22 protein-coding genes are annotated in these 20,188 nt (G+C 75.0%); 10 read left to right on the top strand and 12 right to left on the bottom strand.

The genetic code is table 11. From position 1 onward, the window contains the following. Window positions 1–2: 2 nt before the first annotated feature. Window positions 3–506 carry an LPXTG cell wall anchor domain-containing protein gene (locus HL663_RS09500; RefSeq protein WP_173028160.1) on the top strand — a complete coding sequence of 168 codons (504 nt, stop codon included), beginning with the start codon at window positions 3–5 and terminating at the stop codon, window positions 504–506. On the opposite strand, the gene HL663_RS09495 is transcribed toward HL663_RS09500, so the two are convergent. Genes HL663_RS09495 through HL663_RS09485 form a run of 3 tightly spaced genes read right to left on the bottom strand, consistent with a single transcriptional unit; the run spans window position 492 to window position 3,372 of the window. Next, window positions 492–1,463: a DMT family transporter gene (locus tag HL663_RS09495; RefSeq protein WP_286176029.1), complete on the bottom strand. Its 972-nt coding sequence runs from the start codon at window positions 1,461–1,463 to the stop codon at window positions 492–494. The two genes, HL663_RS09500 and HL663_RS09495, sit on opposite strands and share 15 nt — an antisense overlap. After that, a complete protein-coding gene (locus HL663_RS09490) occupies window positions 1,463–2,464 on the bottom strand; it encodes a uroporphyrinogen decarboxylase/cobalamine-independent methonine synthase family protein (RefSeq protein ID WP_173028158.1) in 1,002 nt (333 codons plus the stop codon). The genes HL663_RS09495 and HL663_RS09490 overlap by 1 nt, the downstream gene beginning before the upstream one ends. Next, window positions 2,464–3,372, bottom strand: a complete 909-nt coding sequence (locus HL663_RS09485; RefSeq protein WP_286176028.1) for a DUF1272 domain-containing protein — start codon at window positions 3,370–3,372, stop codon at window positions 2,464–2,466. The genes HL663_RS09490 and HL663_RS09485 overlap by 1 nt, the downstream gene beginning before the upstream one ends. A gap of 80 nt (window positions 3,373–3,452) precedes the next feature. Here HL663_RS09485 and pdxR point away from each other — a divergent pair, with 80 nt between their 5' ends. Continuing rightward, complete coding sequence (gene pdxR / locus HL663_RS09480; protein ID WP_216842712.1) at window positions 3,453–4,874, top strand: MocR-like pyridoxine biosynthesis transcription factor PdxR; 1,422 nt, start codon at window positions 3,453–3,455, stop codon at window positions 4,872–4,874. Window positions 4,875–4,947: 73 nt separating this feature from the next. Then, window positions 4,948–5,229 carry an excalibur calcium-binding domain-containing protein gene (locus tag HL663_RS09475; protein ID WP_173028156.1) on the top strand — a complete coding sequence of 94 codons (282 nt, stop codon included), beginning with the start codon at window positions 4,948–4,950 and terminating at the stop codon, window positions 5,227–5,229. A gap of 66 nt (window positions 5,230–5,295) precedes the next feature. On the opposite strand, the gene HL663_RS09470 is transcribed toward HL663_RS09475, so the two are convergent. Beyond that, on the bottom strand, window positions 5,296–6,270 hold the full coding sequence (locus HL663_RS09470; RefSeq protein ID WP_173030096.1) for a pirin family protein: 975 nt from the start codon (window positions 6,268–6,270) through the stop codon (window positions 5,296–5,298). A 128-nt stretch (window positions 6,271–6,398) separates the two neighbouring features. On the opposite strand from HL663_RS09470, the gene HL663_RS09465 reads away from it, so the two are divergent. Further along, window positions 6,399–6,593, top strand: a complete 195-nt coding sequence (locus HL663_RS09465; RefSeq protein ID WP_173028155.1) for a hypothetical protein — start codon at window positions 6,399–6,401, stop codon at window positions 6,591–6,593. Between the two features lie 3 nt (window positions 6,594–6,596). On the opposite strand, the gene HL663_RS09460 is transcribed toward HL663_RS09465, so the two are convergent. The 5 genes from HL663_RS09460 to HL663_RS09440 form a co-directional block, all read right to left on the bottom strand. Further along, a complete protein-coding gene (locus HL663_RS09460) occupies window positions 6,597–6,941 on the bottom strand; it encodes a TraR/DksA family transcriptional regulator (RefSeq protein WP_286176027.1) in 345 nt (114 codons plus the stop codon). Further along, window positions 6,931–8,013 carry a tRNA 2-thiouridine(34) synthase MnmA gene (mnmA, locus tag HL663_RS09455; RefSeq protein WP_173028154.1) on the bottom strand — a complete coding sequence of 361 codons (1,083 nt, stop codon included), beginning with the start codon at window positions 8,011–8,013 and terminating at the stop codon, window positions 6,931–6,933. The genes HL663_RS09460 and mnmA overlap by 11 nt, the downstream gene beginning before the upstream one ends. Continuing rightward, window positions 8,013–9,197: a cysteine desulfurase family protein gene (locus tag HL663_RS09450; protein ID WP_173028153.1), complete on the bottom strand. Its 1,185-nt coding sequence runs from the start codon at window positions 9,195–9,197 to the stop codon at window positions 8,013–8,015. Before HL663_RS09450 ends, mnmA begins: the two co-directional genes overlap by 1 nt. A gap of 128 nt (window positions 9,198–9,325) precedes the next feature. After that, window positions 9,326–10,285: an electron transfer flavoprotein subunit alpha/FixB family protein gene (locus tag HL663_RS09445; protein ID WP_173028152.1), complete on the bottom strand. Its 960-nt coding sequence runs from the start codon at window positions 10,283–10,285 to the stop codon at window positions 9,326–9,328. 32 nt (window positions 10,286–10,317) lie between these two features. Continuing rightward, window positions 10,318–11,106: an electron transfer flavoprotein subunit beta/FixA family protein gene (locus HL663_RS09440; protein ID WP_173028151.1), complete on the bottom strand. Its 789-nt coding sequence runs from the start codon at window positions 11,104–11,106 to the stop codon at window positions 10,318–10,320. A gap of 281 nt (window positions 11,107–11,387) precedes the next feature. Between HL663_RS09440 and HL663_RS09435 the strand changes: the two genes are divergently transcribed. The 3 genes from HL663_RS09435 to HL663_RS09425 are packed head-to-tail and all read left to right on the top strand — an operon-like array spanning window position 11,388 to window position 13,456. Beyond that, window positions 11,388–12,221, top strand: a complete 834-nt coding sequence (locus tag HL663_RS09435; protein ID WP_216842711.1) for a DUF4394 domain-containing protein — start codon at window positions 11,388–11,390, stop codon at window positions 12,219–12,221. An 18-nt stretch (window positions 12,222–12,239) separates the two neighbouring features. Further along, window positions 12,240–12,779, top strand: coding sequence for a sigma-70 family RNA polymerase sigma factor (locus tag HL663_RS09430; protein ID WP_216842710.1), 540 nt, complete (start codon window positions 12,240–12,242; stop codon window positions 12,777–12,779). Next, window positions 12,776–13,456, top strand: coding sequence for an anti-sigma factor family protein (locus HL663_RS09425; protein ID WP_173028149.1), 681 nt, complete (start codon window positions 12,776–12,778; stop codon window positions 13,454–13,456). The genes HL663_RS09430 and HL663_RS09425 overlap by 4 nt, the downstream gene beginning before the upstream one ends. Before the next feature lie 71 nt (window positions 13,457–13,527). Here HL663_RS09425 and HL663_RS19130 read toward each other — a convergent pair whose 3' ends face one another. Beyond that, window positions 13,528–14,307 (bottom strand): enoyl-CoA hydratase/isomerase family protein, encoded by a 780-nt coding sequence (locus HL663_RS19130; protein WP_216842709.1) that lies wholly within the window; start codon window positions 14,305–14,307, stop codon window positions 13,528–13,530. Next, the gene (locus HL663_RS19125) at window positions 14,304–14,774 is read right to left on the bottom strand and encodes a T3SS (YopN, CesT) and YbjN peptide-binding chaperone 1 (RefSeq protein ID WP_216842708.1); all 471 of its coding nucleotides are present in this window, start codon (window positions 14,772–14,774) and stop codon (window positions 14,304–14,306) included. The genes HL663_RS19130 and HL663_RS19125 overlap by 4 nt, the downstream gene beginning before the upstream one ends. Before the next feature lie 183 nt (window positions 14,775–14,957). Between HL663_RS19125 and HL663_RS09415 the strand changes: the two genes are divergently transcribed. From HL663_RS09415 to HL663_RS09405, 3 genes are all read left to right on the top strand, one after another. Then, window positions 14,958–16,379: an aspartate aminotransferase family protein gene (locus tag HL663_RS09415; protein ID WP_173028147.1), complete on the top strand. Its 1,422-nt coding sequence runs from the start codon at window positions 14,958–14,960 to the stop codon at window positions 16,377–16,379. A 47-nt stretch (window positions 16,380–16,426) separates the two neighbouring features. Next, window positions 16,427–18,556: a glycogen debranching protein GlgX gene (gene glgX, locus HL663_RS09410; RefSeq protein WP_173028146.1), complete on the top strand. Its 2,130-nt coding sequence runs from the start codon at window positions 16,427–16,429 to the stop codon at window positions 18,554–18,556. Between the two features lie 110 nt (window positions 18,557–18,666). After that, entirely contained in the window at window positions 18,667–19,557 is an 891-nt protein-coding gene (locus HL663_RS09405; protein ID WP_173028145.1) for a phytanoyl-CoA dioxygenase family protein, read from the top strand. A 79-nt stretch (window positions 19,558–19,636) separates the two neighbouring features. Here HL663_RS09405 and HL663_RS09400 read toward each other — a convergent pair whose 3' ends face one another. Continuing rightward, on the bottom strand, window positions 19,637–20,164 hold the full coding sequence (locus HL663_RS09400; protein ID WP_173028144.1) for a hypothetical protein: 528 nt from the start codon (window positions 20,162–20,164) through the stop codon (window positions 19,637–19,639). Window positions 20,165–20,188: the final 24 nt, after the last annotated feature.

The raw sequence follows: 20,188 nt of genomic DNA, 5'->3' as shown, positions 1-20,188 counted from the left end.
CCGTGGCTCGACACCCCGAGGAGCCGCTCGCGGTCGTCCGGCACGAGGTCCGCACCGCCGACCTGTGGCGGGCGACCGGGGTCGGGCTCTGCCTCGTCTGGGGCGTCGTCCTGTGCCTGCTCGTCGGGTGGGTGGTGCGGCTGACGCTGCACCCCGCGGCGGGTGACCCGCCACCGGCCGTGCGCCTTCTGCTCGTCCCGGTCGCGCTCGTGTGCGCCGGGTCCGTTGTATGGGTCGCGGTGGCGGCGTGGCGGATCCACCACCGCCGCACGGCCGCGTGGGACGGGGTCGTCGTCGTCGGCGCCCTCGGGCTGGTCAGCGGCGTCGTCACGTCGACCCCCTGGGGCACCGTGGACGGCCCGGCGACGGGGCGAGGCAGCGAGTCGCTCGGGCTGGCCGTCCTCGGTCTGCTGTCGGTCGCGACCGGACTGCTCGCGCAGCGGTCCTGGCGGCGCGCGGCCGGCCGGCTCGAGGAGCTCCGCGGTGAGGGCTCAGACCCGGGCTGACCGCTCGCGCGCGCGGGTGACGACGGCCTCGGGCGAGCGAGGGTTGCGGTTGACGACCCACGCCGCGGCGAGGACGACGGTGAACCCGACGACCTGCCAGACCCCGAGCCGCTCGTGGAGGACGAGGACGCCGAGCAGGACCGAGACCACCGGGATGAGGTAGGTGATCGTCGAGCCGACGACCGGCCCGGCGCCGCGCACGACGTCGAACTGCAGCACGTAGGCGAAGCCGGTCCCGACGACGCCGAGCACGAGCACGCACGCGAGCGGCAGCCATCCCGGCACGTCACGCGCCGTGCCGTGCGCCCACAGCGCACCGAGCCCCTCGGGCCGGGTGAGCGCCCAGCCGAGCGCCGTCGGCGCCATGAGCGCGAGGCCGGTGAGCAGCGTGGCCGCGGGCATCGCGAGGCCGCCGAGGTCGGCGCCGGCGAGGAAGCGGCGGTTGTAGGTCCAGCCGACGCCGTAGCTGGCGCCGCCGGCGAGGGCCATCGCGAAGCCGACGAGGTCCGGCCCCTGCGTCGTCGTCCACGGCTGCATGATCGTCACGACGCCGACGAAGCCCACCCCGACGGCGACCAGCCGGCGGCCGGTGACGCGGGCCCCCGGCAGGATGGCCAGGGTCGCGAGCACGGTGGCGATCGGCGTCGCGGCGTTGCCGATGCCGGCGAGCGCCGACGAGATCCGCGTCTCGGACAGCGCGAACAGCGTGAACGGCAGGGTGGCGAGCAGGAACCCGCAGACGACCAGGTGCCCCCACACCCGCGCACCGCGGGGCAGCCGGCCGCCCCCGAGCGCCAGCAGCGCGGTGACGACCGCGGCGCCCGTGACGATCCGCAGCGCGGAGATCTGCACCGGCTCCAGCGTCTCGAGGCCGACCTTCATGAGGAGGAAGCTCGAGCCCCAGATGAGGACGAGGGCGACGAACTTGACCGGCCAGGCGACCCGGGGCTCGGCCATCACGACCCCGCCCCGTCGACGAGCCGGCGCGCGGTGTCGAGCGCCGCGCGCAGGACGTCGCGGGCGACGGCCGGGGTGCGGCCCCCGAGCCCGCACGCGGACGTCACCGTCAGGCCCTCGACCCCGGACGCGTCGAGGCCCGCACGCTCGAGGCCCTCGACGAGGGTGCGGTGCGCGGTCGTGTCCGGCGTCGAGCCGTCGGTGGCGAGCACGCCGGCGTACACGCCGACGCCGGCCTCGAGGGTCGCGGCGACGCTCTCCCAGCGGGCCGGCGAGGCCGCCGTGAGGTCGAGCGCGAGGGCGCCCGCCCCGGTCGAGCGCAGGAGCGGCAGGGGCGCGGCCGGGTGGCAGGAGTGGACGACGGTCGGGCCATCGTGGACGGCGAGGAGCTCGCGCAGGCCCGCGGCCACGGTCTGCGGGTCGACCGCGCGCACCCGGCCGTAGCCCGACGCCGTCGGGAGGGACCCCTCGAGGACGGCGGTCAGGGCCGGCTCGTCGACCTGGAGGACGACCTCGGCGCCGGGCACGAGGCGGCGGACGTCGGCGACGTGGCGGAGCATCCCCTCGGCGAGGGAGGCGCGCAGGTCGGCCGCGGCCCCGGGGTCGGTGACGACCCGCTCGCCGCGGTTCAGCTCGAGGGTGGCGGCGAGCGTCCACGGCCCGCAGACCTGGACCTTGAGCGGGCCGACCCAGCCGTCGTAGGCCTCGGCGAGCTCGTCGAGGTCCTCGCGCAGGAGCGAGGCCGTGCGGCCGGCGTCGCGGCCCGGGCGGTCGACGAGGCGCCAGCCGCTCGGCTGGAGGTCGACCGGCAGGTCGACGAGCATCCCGGCGGCGCGGCCGACCATGTCCGACCCCGGGCCGCGCGCGGGCGTCTCGGGCAGGTAGGGCAGCCCGATGCCGTCGCCGTCGACGAGGAGGTCGCGCACGGTACGGACCGCCTCGCGCGACGAGGCGCCCGGCCACGAGCCGATCCCGGTGGCGCGCACCGGCGCTGCGGTCATCACGACCACCGCCCGACGAGCGTCGCGACCGACACCGGCACCGGGGCGTCGCCGGTCCACGGCGCGGGCTCGGGGGCGCCGGCCACGGTCCGCAGCGGCACGACGCCGCACCAGGCGCCGCCGGTCTCCTCCTCCGGGGCGCTCGGCGCGCCGGAGCGCGCCTTGAGCAGCCAGCGCCCGTCGGTGATCGGCAGGGCCATCGCCAGGGTGGCGGCCTCCTCGCGCCGGGTCATCGGGCGGACCTCACCGGTGCGGCCGGGCAGCAGCCGGTCCGAGAGCGTGTCGAGGGCCCGCGAGCGCTCGGCGTCGGAGAGGGTGACGAGCTCGCCGTGCACGACGGCCGAGCGGTAGTTGGCCGAGGACTCGAAGGTCGTGTGGGCGACGACGAGCCCGTCGACCGACACGACGGTCAGGGCGGCCGGGGCCCCCGCGGCGACCCGGCGCAGCGCCCCCGCACCGGTCGAGCCGTGCAGGAGGATGCGGTCGCCGTCGCGCGCGAAGAGCATCGGGACGACCCACGGCCGCCCGTCGACGACCGTCGACAGGGTCCCGGCGAGCACCTCGTCGAGGAGCGCGTCGAGCGCCGCCCGCTCGGTGCTGCCACGCTCGGCGTGGCGCGCGAGCCGCTCGGGCGTGCGGTCGGCGGGCACGAGACCGGCATAGCCGGCGCCGGGGCACTCCCCCGCGGAGACGACCCGCACGGTCGACGCCGGGTGGCGGCGCAGGGCGTCGTCGACCCGCGTCGGGCGGGGCATGAACCCACCGCCGCAGTTCGGGCACACGCGGTCGAGGTGCTCGGCGCAGCCGGCGCAGAACGTGCACTCGAACGAGCAGACGACCGCCCCCACGGCGTCGGCGGGCAGGTCGGTGTCGCAGCACTCGCACGACGGGCGCATCTCCAGGGTCACGGGACCATCCTGCCAACACCACTGGACCACCCGGAAGGACCACGACCGGCCAGATCGGCAGGACCGGTATGGTGCGGCGCGTGGCCCGCTCCCCCCGCGCCGTCGACGTGCCCCTGGCCCTCGACGACTCCCCCGCCCCGCTGCGCCACCGGGTGGCCGACGCCGTCGTCGGGGCGCTGCGCACCGGCCGGCTGCGCCCGGGCGACACCCTGCCCTCCACCCGCACCCTCGCGGCCTCGCTCGGGGTCTCGCGCGGTCCGGTCGTCGCGGCGTACGACGAGCTGGCGGCCGCCGGCTTCCTCGTCTCACGGGCGGGGTCCGGGGCGGTCGTCGCCGACGGGGCCGACGCGGCGGCGCGCGCCGGGGCCGCCACGCACGTCCCCGAGCCGGGCCGGGGTCGCCCGAGCCTCCCGGCCCCGCCCGCCGCGGGCCCGCGCTTCGACCTGCGCCCCGGGCGGCCCGACACCTCGCTGCTCGACCGGTCCGCGTGGCGGCGGGCCTGGCGGGCCGTCGGTGACGCCCTGCCGGGCGACGACGCGGGCGAGGTCCCGCGCCACACCCGCCTGCGCGGCGTCCTCGCCGACCACCTGCGCCGCAGCCGGGGCGTCGTCGTCGACCCCGACGACCTCTTCGTCGTGCCCGGCGTCGGTGGGTCGCTCCGGGCCCTGCCCGAGGCCTTCGGGCTCGTCGGCCGCACGGTGGCCCTCGAGGACCCCGGCTACGTCGAGGCGTGGACGGCGTTCGGCGCCGAGGGCGTGCGCACCCACCCCGTCCCGGTCGACGCCGACGGCCTCGACCCGGCCCTGGTGCCCTCGGACGCGCGCGCGGTCTACGTCACGCCGTCGCACCAGTACCCGCTGGGGGCGCGGATGCCGGTGGCCCGCCGGGCGGCCCTGCTCGACTGGGCCCGCACGACCGGCGGCCTCGTCGTCGAGGACGACTACGACGGCGAGTTCCGCTACGACGTCTCGCCGCTGCCGGCGCTGCGCTCGCTCCCCGGCGCCGAGGACCACGTCGCCTACGTCGGCACCGCCTCCAAGCTCCTCGCCCCCTCGCTGCGCGTCGCGTGGGTCGCGGTCCCCCGGCACCTGCGTGACCCGTTCCGCGTCGCGGTCGAGTCGCGCGGTCTCGTCGTCAACGAGGCGACCGGTCTCGCCCTCGCCGAGCTCGTCACCTCGGGCGCGCTCGCGGCGCACCACGCGCGGGCCAGCCGGACGTACGCGGCCCGGCGGGGCGCGCTCGTGGCGGCCGTCGCCGAGCGGATGCCCGGAGCCGTCCTCGAGGGCGTCGACGCGGGGCTGCACGTCGTCCTGCGGCTCCCGGACGGCACCGACGACCACGAGGTCGCCCGGCGGTGCGCGGACCTCGGGGTCGAGGTGAGCCCGCTGTCGGCGTACGCCGTCGAGTCCGACGTGCGCGGGCTCGTCGTCTGCTACGCCGGGCTCCCGGAGACCGCGGCCGCCGCCGCCGTCGCGCTGCTGGCCGAGGGCGTCGTCGGCTGACGGGTTCGCCTGCGGCCGAACCCGTCCCACCGGTAGCGTGACCGGGTCCGTACCAGGAGGGGAAGGCACCACCATGTCCCGCACGTCCAGCGCAGCAGCCGTCGTCGCGGCGGTCGCCGTCGCGCTCACCATCGGCCCGGCCGCGCCCGCGGGTGCCGTCACCGGCACGTGGAAGAACTGCACGAGCGTCAACAAGAAGTACCCGCACGGCGTCGGCAAGGCGAAGGCGAGGGACCGCACCTCCGGGAAGCCGGTCACGACCTTCCGCAAGAGCGACTCGCTCTACGCCCAGGCCATGCGCGCCAACAAGGGTCTCGACCGCGACAAGGACGGCATCGCCTGCGAGAAGCGCTGAGCGACACCGCCCCACGACGACGCCCCCGCCACCTCACGGTGACGGGGGCGTCGGTGCGCCGGCGGGTCAGAGCACGTCGTGGCCCGGGTGCGGCTCGCTCGGGATGGTCCCGAGGCGGCCGGCCTGGAAGTCCTCGAACGCCTGGATCAGCTCGTCGCGGGTGTTCATGACGAACGGTCCGTACGCCGCGACGGGCTCGCGGATCGGGCGCCCGCCGAGGATGTAGAGGTCGAGGCTCGGGCTGCGGCTCTCCTGGCTCTCGTCCGCGCCGACCTCGACGACGTCGCCGCCGCCGAGCACCGCGAGCTGGCCCATCCGCAGCGGCCGGCGGTCGGGGCCGACCGAACCCTTGCCGTTCAGCGCGTAGACCAGGGCGTTGTAGCCCGGGTTCCACGGCAGCCGCACCCGCGCACCCGGCGCCACCGTGACGTGCAGCGCGACGATCGGCGTGTGGGTGATGCCCGGCCCCTGGTGCCCGTCGAGCTCGCCGGCGATGACGCGCACGAGCGCCCCACCGTCCGGGCTCGAGAGCAGCGACACCTCGCCACCGCGGATGTCCTGGTAGCGCGGCGCCGACATCTTCTGGCTCGCGGGCAGGTTGACCCACAGCTGGAGGCCGTGGAACAGGCCGCCGCTCATGACGAGCTCCTCGGGCGGGACCTCGATGTGGAGCAGGCCGGAGCCGGCGGTCATCCACTGGGTGTCCCCGTTGGTGATGACGCCGCCGCCGCCCTGGCTGTCACGGTGCACGAACGAGCCGTCGATGATGTAGGTGACGGTCTCGAAGCCGCGGTGCGGGTGCCACGCGGTGCCCTTGGGCTCGCCCGGCGCGTACTCGACCTCACCCATCTGGTCCATGTGGATGAAGGGGTCGAGGGCGGCGAGGTCGACGCCGGCGAACGCGCGGCGGACCGGGAAGCCCTCGCCCTCGAAGCCCTGCGGGGCGGTCGTCACCGAGCGCACCGGGCGGGAGACCGCCGTCGGCAGCGGCTCGGAGACCCGGGGCAGGGTCAGGATGTTCTCGACGGTCACGGCCGGCATGTCACTCACGCTCCTCGTGGTCATCCTCCGGGGTGGAGGGTCACCGCGTCCAACAGTAGTTGACAGTTCAACTATTCCGCGACCCGGGGACGGGTGAGGACCGGGGCCCACGGGCTAGCCTGCAGGGCATGAGCCGCTCGGTGTCCGTCGTCCTCGGTGTCGTCCTCGTCCTCGTGGGGGTCCTCTGGATGCTCCAGGGGCTCGGCTACGTCAGCGGCAGCCCGATGACCGGGGTCACGCTCTGGGCGGTCGTCGGCCCGCTCGTCGCGTTCGCCGGTCTCGCGCTGGCCTTCCTCGGCGGGCGCCGGCGCGGCGACGGCTGACGCTCAGCCCGCGTGCCGCACGCAGGTGCGCGCCGTGGGCCGGGCCTCGAGGCGGCCGGCCGGGACCGGCTCGCCGCACACCTCGCAGACGCCGTAGGTGCCCGCGGCCACCCGCGCCAGCGCGGCGTCGAGCTCGGCGAGGTGCGTGCGCTGACCGTCGGTCAGGGCGCCCAGCTGTGAGCGCTCGTACGCGATGGTCTGGCCCTCGGGGTCGTGCTCGTCGTCGGCGTTGGAGTCCTGCGAGGCCGCGACGAGGCGTTCCATGTCGGCCTCCATCCCCGCGAGGCGCTCGAGGACGGCGGCCCGCTCGGCCGCCAGCCGCTGCCCGGGACCGGGCTCAGGCGGCACGCGAGGTCCCGGTGATCGTCGCGGACCCGACGACCCGGGGCCCGTCGTAGAGGACGACCGACTGCCCGGGCGCGACCCCGCGCAGCCGCCGGTCCAGCCGCACGCGCACGCCACCGTCCTCGACCCGCGCGGTCGCCGGCACCTCCTCGCCGTGCGCCCGCACCTGGGCGCCGACCGCGACCTCACCCTCGGGGGCCGGGCCGCACCAGCGCAGGTGCGCCCCGTCGACGACGTCGACGCCGAGCAGGTCGGCCGTGCCGACGAGCACCCGGTTGCGCGGCGCGTCGACCTCGACGACGTAGCGCGGGTCGCCGTCGAGGCGGGAGCGGTCGATGCCGAGCCCGCGCCGCTGGCCGACGGTGAAGCCGTGGGCGCCGGCGTGCTCGCCGACGACCTCGCCGCTCACGGCGTCGACGAGCTCACCGGGTCGCTCCCCCAGCCGGCGGCTCAGGAAGCCGCGGGTGTCGCCGTCCGGGATGAAGCAGATGTCGTGGCTGTCGGGCTTGCGCGCCACCGAGAAGCCGCGCTCGGCGGCCTCCTCGCGCACCTGCGGCTTGGTGAGGTCGCCGAGCGGGAAGAAGGCTCGCGCGAGCTGGTCGGCGTCGAGCACGCCGAGGACGTACGACTGGTCCTTGGCGGTGTCGACCGCCCGGTGCAGCTCGCGGCCGGTCGGACCCTCGACGACGCGCGCGTAGTGACCGGTCGCGACGGCGTCGAAGCCGAGGGCCAGCGCCTTGTCGAGCAGCCCGGCGAACTTGATCTTCTCGTTGCAGCGCAGGCACGGGTTGGGGGTGCGTCCGGCCGCGTACTCGGCGACGAAGTCCTCCACGACGTCGCGCTCGAAGCGGGCGGCGAGGTCCCAGACGTAGAAGGGGATGCCGAGCCGGTCCGCGACGCGGCGGGCGTCGCCCGCGTCCTCGATCGTGCAGCAGCCACGGGCGGACTCCCGCAGGGTCGCGGCCGAGCGCGAGAGGGCGAGGTGGACGCCGACGACCTCGTGGCCGGCGTCGAGCATCCGGGCGGCGGCGACCGCGGAGTCGACCCCGCCGGACATCGCGGCGACGACCCGCATCAGAGCAGGCCCCCGGCCCGCCGCGCGCGCTCGACGACGCCGGGCAGCGCGGCGAGGACGGCGTCGACGTCGGCGTCGGTCGAGGTGTGCCCGAGGGTCAGCCGCAGCGCGCCGCGGGCCTCGGTCTCGCCGTAACCCATCGCGAGCAGGACGTGGCTGGGCTGCGGCACGCCGGCCTGGCAGGCGGAGCCGGTGCTGCACTCGACTCCTGCGGCATCGAGGAGGTAGAGGAGCGAGTCGCCCTCGCAGCCGGGGACGAGGAGGTGCGCGTTGCCGGGCAGGCGTCCGTCGGCGTCGCCGGGGCGCCAGCAGCCGCTCACCGTGATGCCGAGGTCGAGCGCGAGGGCGCCCTCGACGAGCCGGTCGCGCAACGCCATGACCCGCTTGGCCTCGACGTCGCGGGTGGCGACGGCGTGGTCGAGCGCGACGGCGAAGGCGTGGACGGCCGGGGCGTCGAGCGTGCCGCTGCGCACCTGGCGCTCCTGGCCGCCGCCGTGCAGCTGCGGGACGAGGACGGCGTCGCGGCGCGCGAGCAGCGCCCCGACGCCGAGCGGCCCGCCGAGCTTGTGCGCGGTGACGGTCATGAGGTCCGCGCCGGAGTCGTCGAAGCGCACCGGCAGGTGGCCGACCGCCTGGACGGCGTCGGTGTGGAACGGGACGCCGTGGGCCCGGGCGGCCGCCGCGAGCGCCGCGACGGGCTGGACGGTGCCGACCTCGTTGTTCGCCCACATGGCCGACACCAGGGCGGTGTCGTCGGCGTGCTCGGCGAGGACCGCGGCGAGGTCGTCGGCGGAGAGGTGGCCGCACCGGTCGGGCTCGAGCCACGAGACCGTGGCGCCGCGCTGCTCGACGAGGTGCTCGACGGGGTCGAGGACGGCGTGGTGCTCGATGCCGCTCGCGACGATGCGCACCCGGCGCGGGTCGGCGTCGCGGCGCGCGGCCCAGGCGCCCTTGACGGCGAGGTTGTCGGCCTCGGTGCCCCCGGAGGTGAAGACGACCTCGGAGGGCCGGGCGCCGAGCGCGGCGGCGATCCGCTCGCGCGACTCCTCGACCGTCTTGCGGGCGGCGCGGCCCGAGGTGTGCAGCGACGACGCGTTGCCGACCCGGCTCGCCGACTCGACGAACGCCTCGACCGCGGCGGGCAGCATCGGCGTGGTCGCCGCGTGGTCGAGGTAGTGCGTCACGAGGGTCGAGTCTACGTTTCGGCCCCGTCCCGACCGGCCGCCGGGGACGGCAGAGGGGCGAGCGGATCGCTCGCCCCTCACCGGCCGCGCTCGCGCGCGACGAGACCGCCTCGTGAGCGGTGGTCCGGTCAGCCCTTGCGCTTCCTGACCTCGGTCGTGGCCTGCGGGAGGACCGCGAAGAGGTCGCCGACGACGCCGAAGTCGACGAGCTCGAAGATCGGCGCCTCCTCGTCCTTGTTGACGGCGACGATGGTCTTGGAGGTCTGCATGCCGGCGCGGTGCTGGATCGCACCCGAGATGCCCGCCGCGACGTACAGCTGCGGCGAGACCTGCTTGCCGGTCTGGCCGACCTGGTTGCTGTGCGGGTACCAGCCGGCGTCGACGGCCGCACGGCTCGCACCGACCGCGGCGCCGAGGCTGTCGGCGAACTCCTCGACCGGGTTGAAGTCGCCGCCGGTGCCACGGCCGCCGGAGACGACGATGGCCGCCTCGGTCAGCTCCGGGCGCCCGGTGGCCTTCTTCGGCTGCGAGTCGGTGATGCGGGCCGCCTTCGCGGCGTCGCTCACGGTGACGTCGACGGCCTCGATCGTGCCGGCCTCCGGGGCCGCCTCGATCGACGCCGAGTTCGGCTTGACGCAGATGATCGGGGTGCCGGTCGTGACCTTCGCGGTCACCGTGTACGAGCCGGCGAAGACCGACTGCGTCGTCTCCGGCGTGCCGTCCTCGCCCGCGCGCACGTCGACGGCGTCGGTGATCATCCCGGAGCCGGCCTTGATGGCCAGGCGAGCGGCGATCTCCTTGCCGGCGGCGTTGCTCGGGATGAGCACCGCTGCGGGAGAGGTCTTCTCGATGAGCTGCGCGAGGACCTCGGCCTGCGGGGCCACGAGGTAGGACGCGGCGTCGGCGTCGTCGACGACGTACACCTTGTGCGCGCCGTACTTCGCGTAGGTCTTCTGCGCGGCCTCGGCGCCGGGGCCGACGTGCACCGCGGAGGGCTCGCCGAGGCGGCGGGCGAGGGTCAGCAGCTCGGCGGTCGCCTTGCGCAGGCGCCCTCCGGCGTAGTCGGCGAGGACGAGTACTTCAGCCATGGGTCTGTGCTCCTGGTCTCGGGCGGCCGCGGTCAGAGGAACTTCTGGGCGCTGAGGAACTCGGCCAGCTTCGCGCCGCCCTCGCCCTCGTCGGTGACGATCTGCCCCTGCTCGCGCGGCGGGCGCTTGGCGAACGCGACGACCGAGGTCCACGCGGCACCGAGGCCCACGTCATCGGCGTCGACGCCGAGGTCGGCCAGCGACCACGTCTCGACCGGCTTCTTCTTGGCGGCCATGATCCCCTTGAAGGAGGGGTATCGCGGCTCGTTGATCTGGTCGGTGACCGAGACGAGCGCCGGCAGCGCGGCCTCGATGGTCTCGGAGGCGACGTCGCCGTCGCGGCGGATGGTGACGCGGCCCTCGCCGACGGTCAGCTCCGAGGCGTAGGTGACCTGCGGCAGGCCGAGGCGCTCGGCGAGCATCGCGGGGACGACGCCCATGACGCCGTCGGTCGAGGACATCCCGGTGAGGACGAGCTCGGGGCTGCCGTCGGTCGCCTTCTCGACGGCCTTCGCGAGCACGAGCGAGGTGCCGACGGCGTCGGAGCCGTGGATCGCGTCGTCCTGCACGTGGACGGCCTTGTGGGCACCCATCTGGAGGGCCTTCTTCAGCGCGTCGGCGGCGGCCGCGGGGCCGACCGTCACGACGGTGACCTCACCCTCGCCGGCGGCCTCGACGATCTTGAGGGCCTCCTCGACGGCGTACTCGTCGAGCTCGGAGAGCAGGCCGTCGACCGCGCGGTCGACGGTGTTGTCGGACTCCTGGAACGTCCGGTCGGACTGAGCGTCCGGGACGTGCTTGACGCAGACGACGATGTTCATCCGTCCCTCGTCCCTTCCTGTCGTGGGGGTCTCGCGCCCGGGGGTCCCCGGCGCGACAACGCCTCCCATCCTCTCAGCCGGTGAGCGCTCGTTCACCACCCGGTCGGCGTGACGGTCACCACCCCGTCGAGGGTCCGGCCGGCCGCCGCGCCAGGCCTTGCCGGCCATCCGGCGGCCGCGCCCGCGCCGAACCGGCCGCGAGAAACCTGCGACGGCGTTCAACGCGCGCCCCCCGGGCCCCGTATCCACCGGTACCAGCCCACGGACCGAAGGAGCTCCCCGTGCACCGCACCCGACTCGCCGCCGCCGGCGTCCTCACCGCCGCCCTCGCCCTGCCGATGGCCCCCGCCGCCACCGCGACCCTCCTGCACTCCCCCGACGCCGTCGGCCTCGCCGGCACGAAGACCCTCGTCTCGGTCGACCTCGACCGCCCGGGCTCGGCCCGCTCGCTCGGCGCCGTGACCGGACTGACGCAGGACACCCGCCTCGTCGGCCTCGACCACCGTCCGGCCGACGGCCGGCTCTACGCCGTCGGCGACCGCGGCGGCGTCTACACCGTCGCCGTCCCCGAGCGCCGCCTGCTCTTCACGAAGGCTCCCCGGGCGACGCTCGTCAACCGGCTGACGGTCGCCCTGGACGGCAAGCACTTCGGCGTCGACTTCAACCCGGCCGCCGACCGGCTGCGCGTCATCAGCGACACCGGCCAGAACCTGCGCCACGACGTCAACCCCGGCGGCACGACGATCGCCGACACCCCGCTCAACGTCACCGGGGCCACCACCGCCTCGACGGGGGTCACCGCCGCCGCGTACACCAACCCCGACACCGACGCCGCGACCGCGACGACGCTCTTCGACATCGACACCAAGGCCGACCAGGTGGTCGTCCAGTCGCCGGCCAACGCCGGCTCGCTGGCCCCGACCGGCTCGCTCGGCGTCGACGCGACGCGGGGCGGCATGGACATCGACCGGAGGAACCGCGCGTACGCCGCCCTCGAGGTCGACGGCAGGGCGGGCCTGTACCGCGTCGACCTGCTCACCGGGAAGGCCACCCGCGAGGGCTGGTTCCCGCGCGGCACGCAGGTGCTCGACCTCGCGGTCCCGACGGGTCGCTGACCGAGGCCCCTGATGCTCGTGCGCCGTCCCCGGACGCCCTCCTCGCTCACCGAGGAGGGCGTCCGGGAGGCGTACGCGGCGCACGGGGCCGAGCTGTACCGGTTCGCCCTGCGCGGCCTCGGCGACGGCGGCCTGGCGCAGGACGCCGTCCAGGAGACCTTCCTGCGCGCCTGGCGCGCCCGCGAGCGCTACGACCCGTCGGTCGCCGCGCTGCGCACCTGGCTCTTCGGCATCGCCCGGAACGTCGTCATCGACCTGCACCGGGTCCGCGAGGCCCGGCCGTGGCTGCGCGACCTGTCCGACCACGAGGGCCTCGAGCGCCACGCCCCCGCGACAGACGGCTGGGACGCGCTCCTGCACGGCTGGCTCGTCGAGGAGGCGCTCGGGCGCCTCGGCGAGGCGCACCGGCAGGCGCTGACCGAGACCCACCTCGCCGGCCGGCCGTACGGCGAGGTCGCGGCCGAGCTCGGCATCCCCGAGAGCACCCTGCGCAGCCGGGTCTTCTACGGTCTCAAGGCCCTGCGGGTCGCGATGGAGGAGATGGGAGTGGAGCGATGAGCACGCCGACCGACCACGAGGCGCTGCGGACCGCGCTCGGCCCGTACGTGCTGGGCGACCTCCCCGCCGACGAGGTCCCCGCGCTCGAGGCGCACCTCGACGGGTGCGCGGCGTGCACCGCCGAGCTCGCCGCGCTGACGCCCGTCGCGGCCGCGCTCGGCGGGCTGCGCGGGACCCGTCCGGCGCTCCCGCAGCCGCCTCCCGACCTCGCCGACCGGGTGGGCGCGGCGGTCGCCGCCGACGCCCGGCGCGGGGCCCCCGGGTCCGGGCTCGCCCGCCGGGCGGGCACGCTGCTCGTGGCGGCGGCGGTCGGGGCGGCGCTCACGCTCGGCGTGACGCGGCTGGTCACCGATCCCGCGGCGCCGGTCGTGCCGGTCGAGGCCGTCCCCGTCGCCGTCGGCGCCCCGGGGCTGGTCGCGAGCGCCGGGCTGGTCCCCCACACGTGGGGGGTCGAGGTCAAGCTGACCGCGAGCGGCTTCACGGCCGGCGACCGCTACCGGGTCGTCGTGCTCGGGCCGGACGGCGCCGCCTTCCCCGCCGGCGAGTTCGTCGGCACCGGCGAGCGGACGATGCGCTGCAACCTCAACTCGTCGGTGCTGCGGGAGCGCGCGAGCGGCTTCGAGGTCCTCGGCGACGACGGGCGCGTCCTGGTCCGCTCGGCCTTCCCCCGGGCCTGAGCACCGGAGCCAGGGCCCCGGACGACGACGCGGCCGCCCTGCGGTGCAGGGCGGCCGCGCACGTCACGGGGTCAGGCGCCCTCGAACGGGGCCGGGCCCTTGCCCTTCTCGACGAAGTGGCGCATCCCGATGGACTGGTCCTTCGTGGCGAACAGGCCGGCGAAGAGCACCCGCTCGATCTCGAGGCCGGTCTCGAGATCGACCTCGAGGCCACGGTCGATGGCCTCCTTCGCGGCGCGGATCGCGTAGGCCGGCCCGCCGACGTAGCGGGCGACGAGCGAGCGTGACGCCTCGTAGACCTCGGAGGCCGGGACGACCCGGTCGACGAGGCCGATGGCCAGCGCCTCCTGCGCGTCGACGAAGCGGCCGGAGAAGACGAGGTCCTTGGCCTTCGCCGGGCCGACGAGCCGGGCGAGGCGCTGCGTGCCGCCGGCGCCGGGGATGATGCCGAGGTTGATCTCGGGCTGGCCGAGCTTCGCGTCGTCGGCGGCCACGCGCCAGTCGCAGGCGAGCGCGACCTCGCAGCCGCCCCCGAGCGCGTAGCCGGTGATGGCGGCGACGGTCGGCTTCGGCAGGCCGGCGAGCGCCTTCGTGAAGTCCTGGAGCAGCGCGGAGTGGTCGACCATGTCGGTGTACGACATCGTCTCCATCTCCTTGATGTCGGCGCCCGCGGCGAAGACCTTCTCGCCGCCCCAGACGACGACCGCCGCGACGTCGCGCCGCTCGGCGGCCTCGCGGCACGCGGCGACGAGGCCGTGCTGGATCTCGGCGTTGAGCGCGTTCATCGGCGGCCGCTCGAGCCGGATGGTCCCGATGCCGTCCGCGACCTCGAGGCGGACGAGGTCGGTCACTGCCCGTCCTCGGTCGGCTGGCCGGTCTCGGGGTCGATGCCGAGGATGCGCTGGTGCCAGAGGTGGACCGCGGAGAGCACGACCTGGATGGAGACCTGGGTGAGCGTCGAGAGGTCGGCGCCCGGCGTGACGACGTGCTCGCCGGTGACGACGAGGGTCGTGCCCGCGATGCCGGTCTTCACGTGGTTCATGTGCAGGTTGAGCTCGTTGCACGTCTCGTGGAGCTTGAGGCGGTCGGCCGTCAGCTCGTCCTGGATCTGCCACTGGCCGAAGAGGCGCATGATCTCGACGTCGCCCTCGGTGCAGCGGACGAACAGCTGCTGGTCGTTGACCGTGAAGGCCACGTCCCCGTCGCCGTCGAGGTTCGGGGCGAGCCCGAGGTCGACGAGGACGTCGAGGACCCGGCCGCGCAGCGGGTGCTCGTTCGCGGGCGGCGGGAAGTTGGGCAGCGAGGTGGGGTCGGTCATGACCCCACCGTATCGACCGCTCCCCCACCGGCGACCGGCCCGGGTCCGGGGGCGGGCCACGGCGCCGAACCTCCCGGGACTCGCCCCGACCCCGGATCCGGTAGTACATTCGCCCCCAGACATATGTGATGGGTGGCCCCGAAGCCCCCTCGCCACGGATTCCACCACCCAGGAGCAGCGACGATGTCCGCGACCGACACCCCGGCCCGCCCGTACCCCGCCCACGACCCGGCCACCTACCGCCGCCTCCCGGCGAGCAGCCGCCCGGTCGACCCCGCCCGCGTGGAGTCCCTCCTCGCCGCCGAGTGGGAGCGGTTCGCGGCGAGCACCCCGGCGTCCGGCGAGCACAACACCCGCGCGGCCCGCACGCTGCCGCTCGGCGTCACCTCCTCCTTCCAGCACTGGGACCCCTACCCCGTCTCGGTGGCCTCCGCGCGCGGCGCGTGGCTGACCGACGTCGACGGCCGCCGGATGCTCGACCTGTCGATGGGCTTCGGCGCGATGCTCGTCGGCCACCTCAACCCGACCGTCGTCGAGCACGTCCAGCGCGCGCTGACCGACACCGGCACCCTCTTCGTCACCCCCTCCCCGCAGGCGACCGAGATGAGCGAGCGGTTCTGCGAGCGCTTCGGCCTCGACATGGTCCGCTTCACCAACTCCGGCACCGAGTCGCTGATGTACGCCATCCGCGCCGCGCGCGCCTTCACCGGGCGCAAGGCCGTCGTGAAGATCGAGGGCGGCTACCACGGCGGCTACGACGCCCTCCAGGTGTCGGTCAAGCCGGCGCTCGAGGACATCGGCCCGGCCGAGGCCCCCGTGCCCGAGGTGCCCTTCGACGTGGAGGCCGGCACCGTCCACGTCGTCCCCTACAACGACCTCGACCGCCTGCGCGCGATCCTCGCCGAGCACGGCCGCGAGATCGCCGTCATGGTCGTCGAGCCGGTCGTCGAGAACCTCTCGATCGTCGTGCCGGACGCCGGCTACCTCGCGGGCGTGCGCGAGCTGTGCGACGAGCACGGCGTCGTCCTGCTCTTCGACGAGGTGAAGACCGGCCTCACCGCGGGCTACGCGGGCGCCGCGCAGCGCCTCGGCGTCAAGCCCGACCTCATCACCCTCGCCAAGTCGATCGGCGGCGGCCTGCCGCTCGCCGCCTTCGGGGGTCGCCGCGACGTCATGGAGGTCGTCGTCGACGGCCGGATGGCCCACTTCGGCACCTACAACGGCAACCCGCTCGTCATGGCCGCCGCGAAGGCCGTCGACGAGATCTGCACCCCCGAGGCGCTGGCCGCCACCGAGGCGATCAACGTGCGGGCCCTGTCGCGCATCGACGACGTCATCGACACCTTCGAGCTGCCGGCCCACACCGTCGGCCTCGGGGTCAAGGGCTGCGTCACGTGGTCGACCGCGCCGGTGCGCACCTACCGCGACTACAAGGCGACGGACTTCGCGATGGCCGAGCTGTCGTGGCTGTGGGGCGTCAACCGCAACATCCTCACGCCCCCCGGTCTCGACGAGCAGTGGCTGGTGTCCCTCGCGCACACCGACGAGGACATGGACCTCCTCGTCGAGCACGTGCGGGAGCTCGCCGAGGCCCTGCGCGCCTGAGCCCGGACCCCGCCACCCCCGCGCGCCCGCCCGGCTAGGGTCCTGACGTGCCCACCCGCCCCGCCCCGCCCGGGCCCACGACCCGTGACCTGCCGCCGCCCCCCGGGGTGACGCTCGTCCCGGGCGGCGCCGACGTCGCCGTCTACGCGGGCCACGCCGAGGCCGTCGACGTGTGCCTCTTCGAGGCCGGCGACACCGCCGGCACGAGCGAGCGGCGGGTGGCGCTGCGCGAGCGGGCGCACGGGTGGTGGTTCGGCTTCGTGCCCGGCATGGGTCCCGGCACGCGGTACGGCTTGCGTGTCGACGGGCCGTGGGAGCCCGACCACGGGCTGCACCACAACCCGACCAAGCTCCTCCTCGACCCGTACGCCGGCGCCGTCGAGGGCGCGGTCGCGTGGGGCCCGGAGGTCTACGCCCACCGCGTCGACGAGCAGTGGCGCGGCGACCTCGAGCAGCGCTCGTCGCTCGACAGCCGCGGGCACGTGCCGCGCGGGGTCGTCGTCGACCACGCCTTCGACTGGGCGGGCGACGCCCCGCCGCTGCGCTCGCGCAGCGAGACGGTCGTCTACGAGGCGCACGTCCGCAACCAGACGATGCTCCTGCCGGGCGTGCCCGAGCACCTGCGGGGCACGTACGCCGGTCTCGCGCACCCGGCCTCGGTCGAGCACCTGCTCTCGCTCGGCGTGACGACCATCGAGCTGCTGCCCGTCCACGCCTTCACGCACGAGCCGCACCTCGTGCAGCGCGGGATGACCAACCACTGGGGCTACAACACCCTCGGCTTCATGGCGCCGCACGCGCGCTACGCCGCCGCGTCCGACCCGCAGGGCGTCGTCGACGAGGTCAAGGGCATGGTCAAGCTGCTCCACGCGGCGGGCCTCGAGGTCGTCCTCGACGTCGTCTACAACCACACCGCCGAGCAGAGCCGCTCCGGCGCGATGCTCTCGTGGCGCGGCCTGGACCAGCGCGCCTACTACCGGCTCGACGAGCGCGGGCGCGACATCGACGTCACCGGCTGCGGCAACACCCTCGACCTGCGCCACCCGGTCGTCTGCCGGATGGTCCTCGACAGCCTGCGGCACTGGGTGCAGACCTACCACGTCGACGGCTTCCGCTTCGACCTCGCCGTCGCCCTCGGCCGCGGGCGCGGCGACGACTACGACCCCGACCACCCCTTCCTCGTCGCCCTGCGCACCGACCCCGTGCTCTCCCGGGTCGTCCTGGTCGCCGAGCCGTGGGACCTCGGCATCCACGGCTGGCGCACCGGCCAGTTCCCGCCCCCGTTCCTCGAGTGGAACGACCGCTTCCGCGACGCCACCCGGCGCTTCTGGGTCGGCGACGTGCGCGCCCAGTCGCTCGGCGAGCGCGGCCACGACGCCCGCGAGCTCGCGACCCGGCTCTCCGGCTCGCGCGACCTGTTCGGGGCCCGCGACCGCGGCCCGACCGCGTCGGTCAACTTCGTCACCGCCCACGACGGGATGACCCTCGCCGACCTCGTCGCCTACGACCGCAAGCACAACGACGCCAACGGCGAGGACAACCGCGACGGCACCGACGGCAACGGCTCGTGGAACCACGGGGTCGAGGGCCCGACCGACGACGCCGCCGTCCTCGCCGCCCGCACCCGCGCTCTGCGCAACCTCCTCGCGACCCTCCTGCTCTCGCAGGGCGTCCCGATGATCACCGCCGGCGACGAGCTCGGCCGCAGCCAGGGCGGCAACAACAACCCGTACTGCCAGGACAACGAGGTCTCGTGGGTCGACTGGGAGCTCGCGCCGTGGCAGGCCGACCTCCTCGAGACCACCCGGCACCTGCTGGCCCTGCGCCGGCGGCTGCCGGTGCTGCGCCAGCGCACCTGGCTGACCGGCCGCGAGGTCGACGACGAGGGCACGCTCGACGTCGCCTGGTACGCCGCCGACGGCCGGCCGATGGGCGACCGCTGGCACGGCGAGGGCACCCGCGTCCTCCAGATGGCCCTCGCGCCGCCGGTCGACGGCAGCACCGCCGCGCTGCTCGTCGTCCACGGCGGGGGCGGGAGCGTCGAGGTCACGCTGCCGCCCGGCGCGCACCGGGTGCTCTTCGACAGCGAGTGGGAGCGGCCGCGCGGCGAGGAGGCGCCCCACGAGGGGACCGTCACCGTCACCGGGCCGTCGGTGCGCCTCTACGTCCCCGCCTGAGGACGCCGACACCTCACAGGCGCCGCTCAGCGTCGCCTCCCGGCGTGTCGCGGTGGCCGTCCTAGACTGGCGGGCAGTCCGCGAGTCACCGATCCGAGGAGACACCGAGCATGACCGCGACCGCACCCGCGCCGACCGGTTTCGAGCCGCTCGACCCGGCCATCCGCGAGCAGTACGACCGTGACGGCTTCGTCGTCATCAAGGGGGCCCTCCCGGAGGAGGACCGGGCGTACTTCGAGAACGCCGTCGACCGCATCTACGCGGAGGAGGAGGCCGCGGGCGAGCTGCGCCCGGACCGCTCCATCCACGTCATGGGCTGGCTGCACAAGGACCCGCGCTTCGCCGAGCTGCTGTCCTGGCCGACGACGTTCCCCTACATCTGGGGGACGATGGGCTGGAACATCTACACGCACCACAACCACATCGACGTCAACCCGCCGAAGGACGAGCCGCCCTTCTGGAACTGGCACCAGGACGGCTACCGCCAGAACTCGGACATCGACATGGACGTGCGTCCGATGTTCATGACGAAGATCTGCTACGCCCTGACCGACCTCTCCGAGCCGGGCTACGGCAACACGAAGGTCATCCCGGGCAGCCACAAGAGCAACACGCTCGAGGGCCGACCCGAGAAGCCGGGCGACCCGATCATCGAGCCGGAGGGCGCCGTCGAGGTGCTCCTCGAGCCGGGCGACGCGTTCATCTTCGACCGCCGCCTGTGGCACAGCCGCTCGATGAACAAGAGCGAGCGCATCCGCAAGCTGATGTTCATCGGCTACACCTACCGCTGGATCCGCCCGCTCGACGAGGCCGTCGCCGACCAGTCCTCCGAGTGGTTCCAGGGCCTCTCGCCGCTGCACCAGCAGCTGCTCGGCTACGGCCCCGACCACGCGTCGTTCTGGGGCATCAAGCAGAGCGGCTGGATCGACGACGAGATCCCGCTGCGCGCGGAGCTCAAGGAGCGCGGCCTGCTCGACCGGGCCATCCCGTTCCTGCGCTGACCGCGCCCCACGCGACGAGGCCCCCGGACCGAGCGGTCCGGGGGCCTCGTCGCGTGGGGCGTGCGTGCGGCGCGGCGGGTCAGGCCGTGGCGATCCACCCGGCACGCGCCACGCGCTGCACGAGGATGACGGTGAGCACCCCGACGACCACGCTCGCGAGGAAGACGAGCGGGTAGAGGCGCAGCCCACCGGCGGTGAGCACGAGGGCGATGATCATGAGGACGCCGACGACGAGCGCGGCGACCCGGAGGATGCGGGCCCAGCGGGTGGAGTCGGGGTCGCTGGCCGGGGCGGTGGCGAGGATGCCGGTGCAGACCTGGTGGACGAGCAGGGTGACGACGACGATCTCGACGGTCAGCGCCGTCAGCAGCAGCGTGCCGTAGCGCGGGGAGGCGAACAGCGGGGTGCCGAGGACCGCCCAGACGGGGATGCCGACCACGGCTGCCGCACGGGCGCGGACGAAGGCGGGGTGCACGCTCGCGGAGCCCGCGAGGCCGATGATCACCCACGCGTATCCGACGAGGTCGGGCAGGACGTCCCAGCCGGCGAGCGGCAGGTCGACGACGACGACGAGGAGACCCCAGGCGACCCACACGAAACGCTGCACGAGAGGAACCCTAGGGCGTGCCGG

Origin of the sequence: Arthrobacter sp. NEB 688, assembly GCF_013201035.1 — a bacterium.
Taxonomy (GTDB): Bacteria; Actinomycetota; Actinomycetes; order Actinomycetales; family Dermatophilaceae; genus Phycicoccus.
The sequence above is the reverse complement of the archived record's forward strand: the minus strand, read 5'-3'. Positions and strand labels throughout refer to the sequence as shown.

What these genes read in the sequence shown, in the direction of transcription:
- HL663_RS09495 (WP_286176029.1), bottom strand. Translation starts at nt 1,463, where the DNA reads ATGGCCGAGCCCCGGGTCGCCTGGCCGGTCAAGTTCGTCGCCCTCGTC.
- HL663_RS09490 (WP_173028158.1), bottom strand. Translation starts at nt 2,464, where the DNA reads ATGACCGCAGCGCCGGTGCGCGCCACCGGGATCGGCTCGTGGCCGGGC.
- HL663_RS09475 (WP_173028156.1), top strand. Translation starts at nt 4,948, where the DNA reads ATGTCCCGCACGTCCAGCGCAGCAGCCGTCGTCGCGGCGGTCGCCGTC.
- HL663_RS09470 (WP_173030096.1), bottom strand. Translation starts at nt 6,270, where the DNA reads ATGCCGGCCGTGACCGTCGAGAACATCCTGACCCTGCCCCGGGTCTCC.
- HL663_RS09465 (WP_173028155.1), top strand. Translation starts at nt 6,399, where the DNA reads ATGAGCCGCTCGGTGTCCGTCGTCCTCGGTGTCGTCCTCGTCCTCGTG.
- mnmA (WP_173028154.1), bottom strand. Translation starts at nt 8,013, where the DNA reads ATGCGGGTCGTCGCCGCGATGTCCGGCGGGGTCGACTCCGCGGTCGCC.
- HL663_RS09445 (WP_173028152.1), bottom strand. Translation starts at nt 10,285, where the DNA reads ATGGCTGAAGTACTCGTCCTCGCCGACTACGCCGGAGGGCGCCTGCGC.
- HL663_RS09440 (WP_173028151.1), bottom strand. Translation starts at nt 11,106, where the DNA reads ATGAACATCGTCGTCTGCGTCAAGCACGTCCCGGACGCTCAGTCCGAC.
- HL663_RS09425 (WP_173028149.1), top strand. Translation starts at nt 12,776, where the DNA reads ATGAGCACGCCGACCGACCACGAGGCGCTGCGGACCGCGCTCGGCCCG.
- HL663_RS19125 (WP_216842708.1), bottom strand. Translation starts at nt 14,774, where the DNA reads ATGACCGACCCCACCTCGCTGCCCAACTTCCCGCCGCCCGCGAACGAG.
- HL663_RS09415 (WP_173028147.1), top strand. Translation starts at nt 14,958, where the DNA reads ATGTCCGCGACCGACACCCCGGCCCGCCCGTACCCCGCCCACGACCCG.
- HL663_RS09405 (WP_173028145.1), top strand. Translation starts at nt 18,667, where the DNA reads ATGACCGCGACCGCACCCGCGCCGACCGGTTTCGAGCCGCTCGACCCG.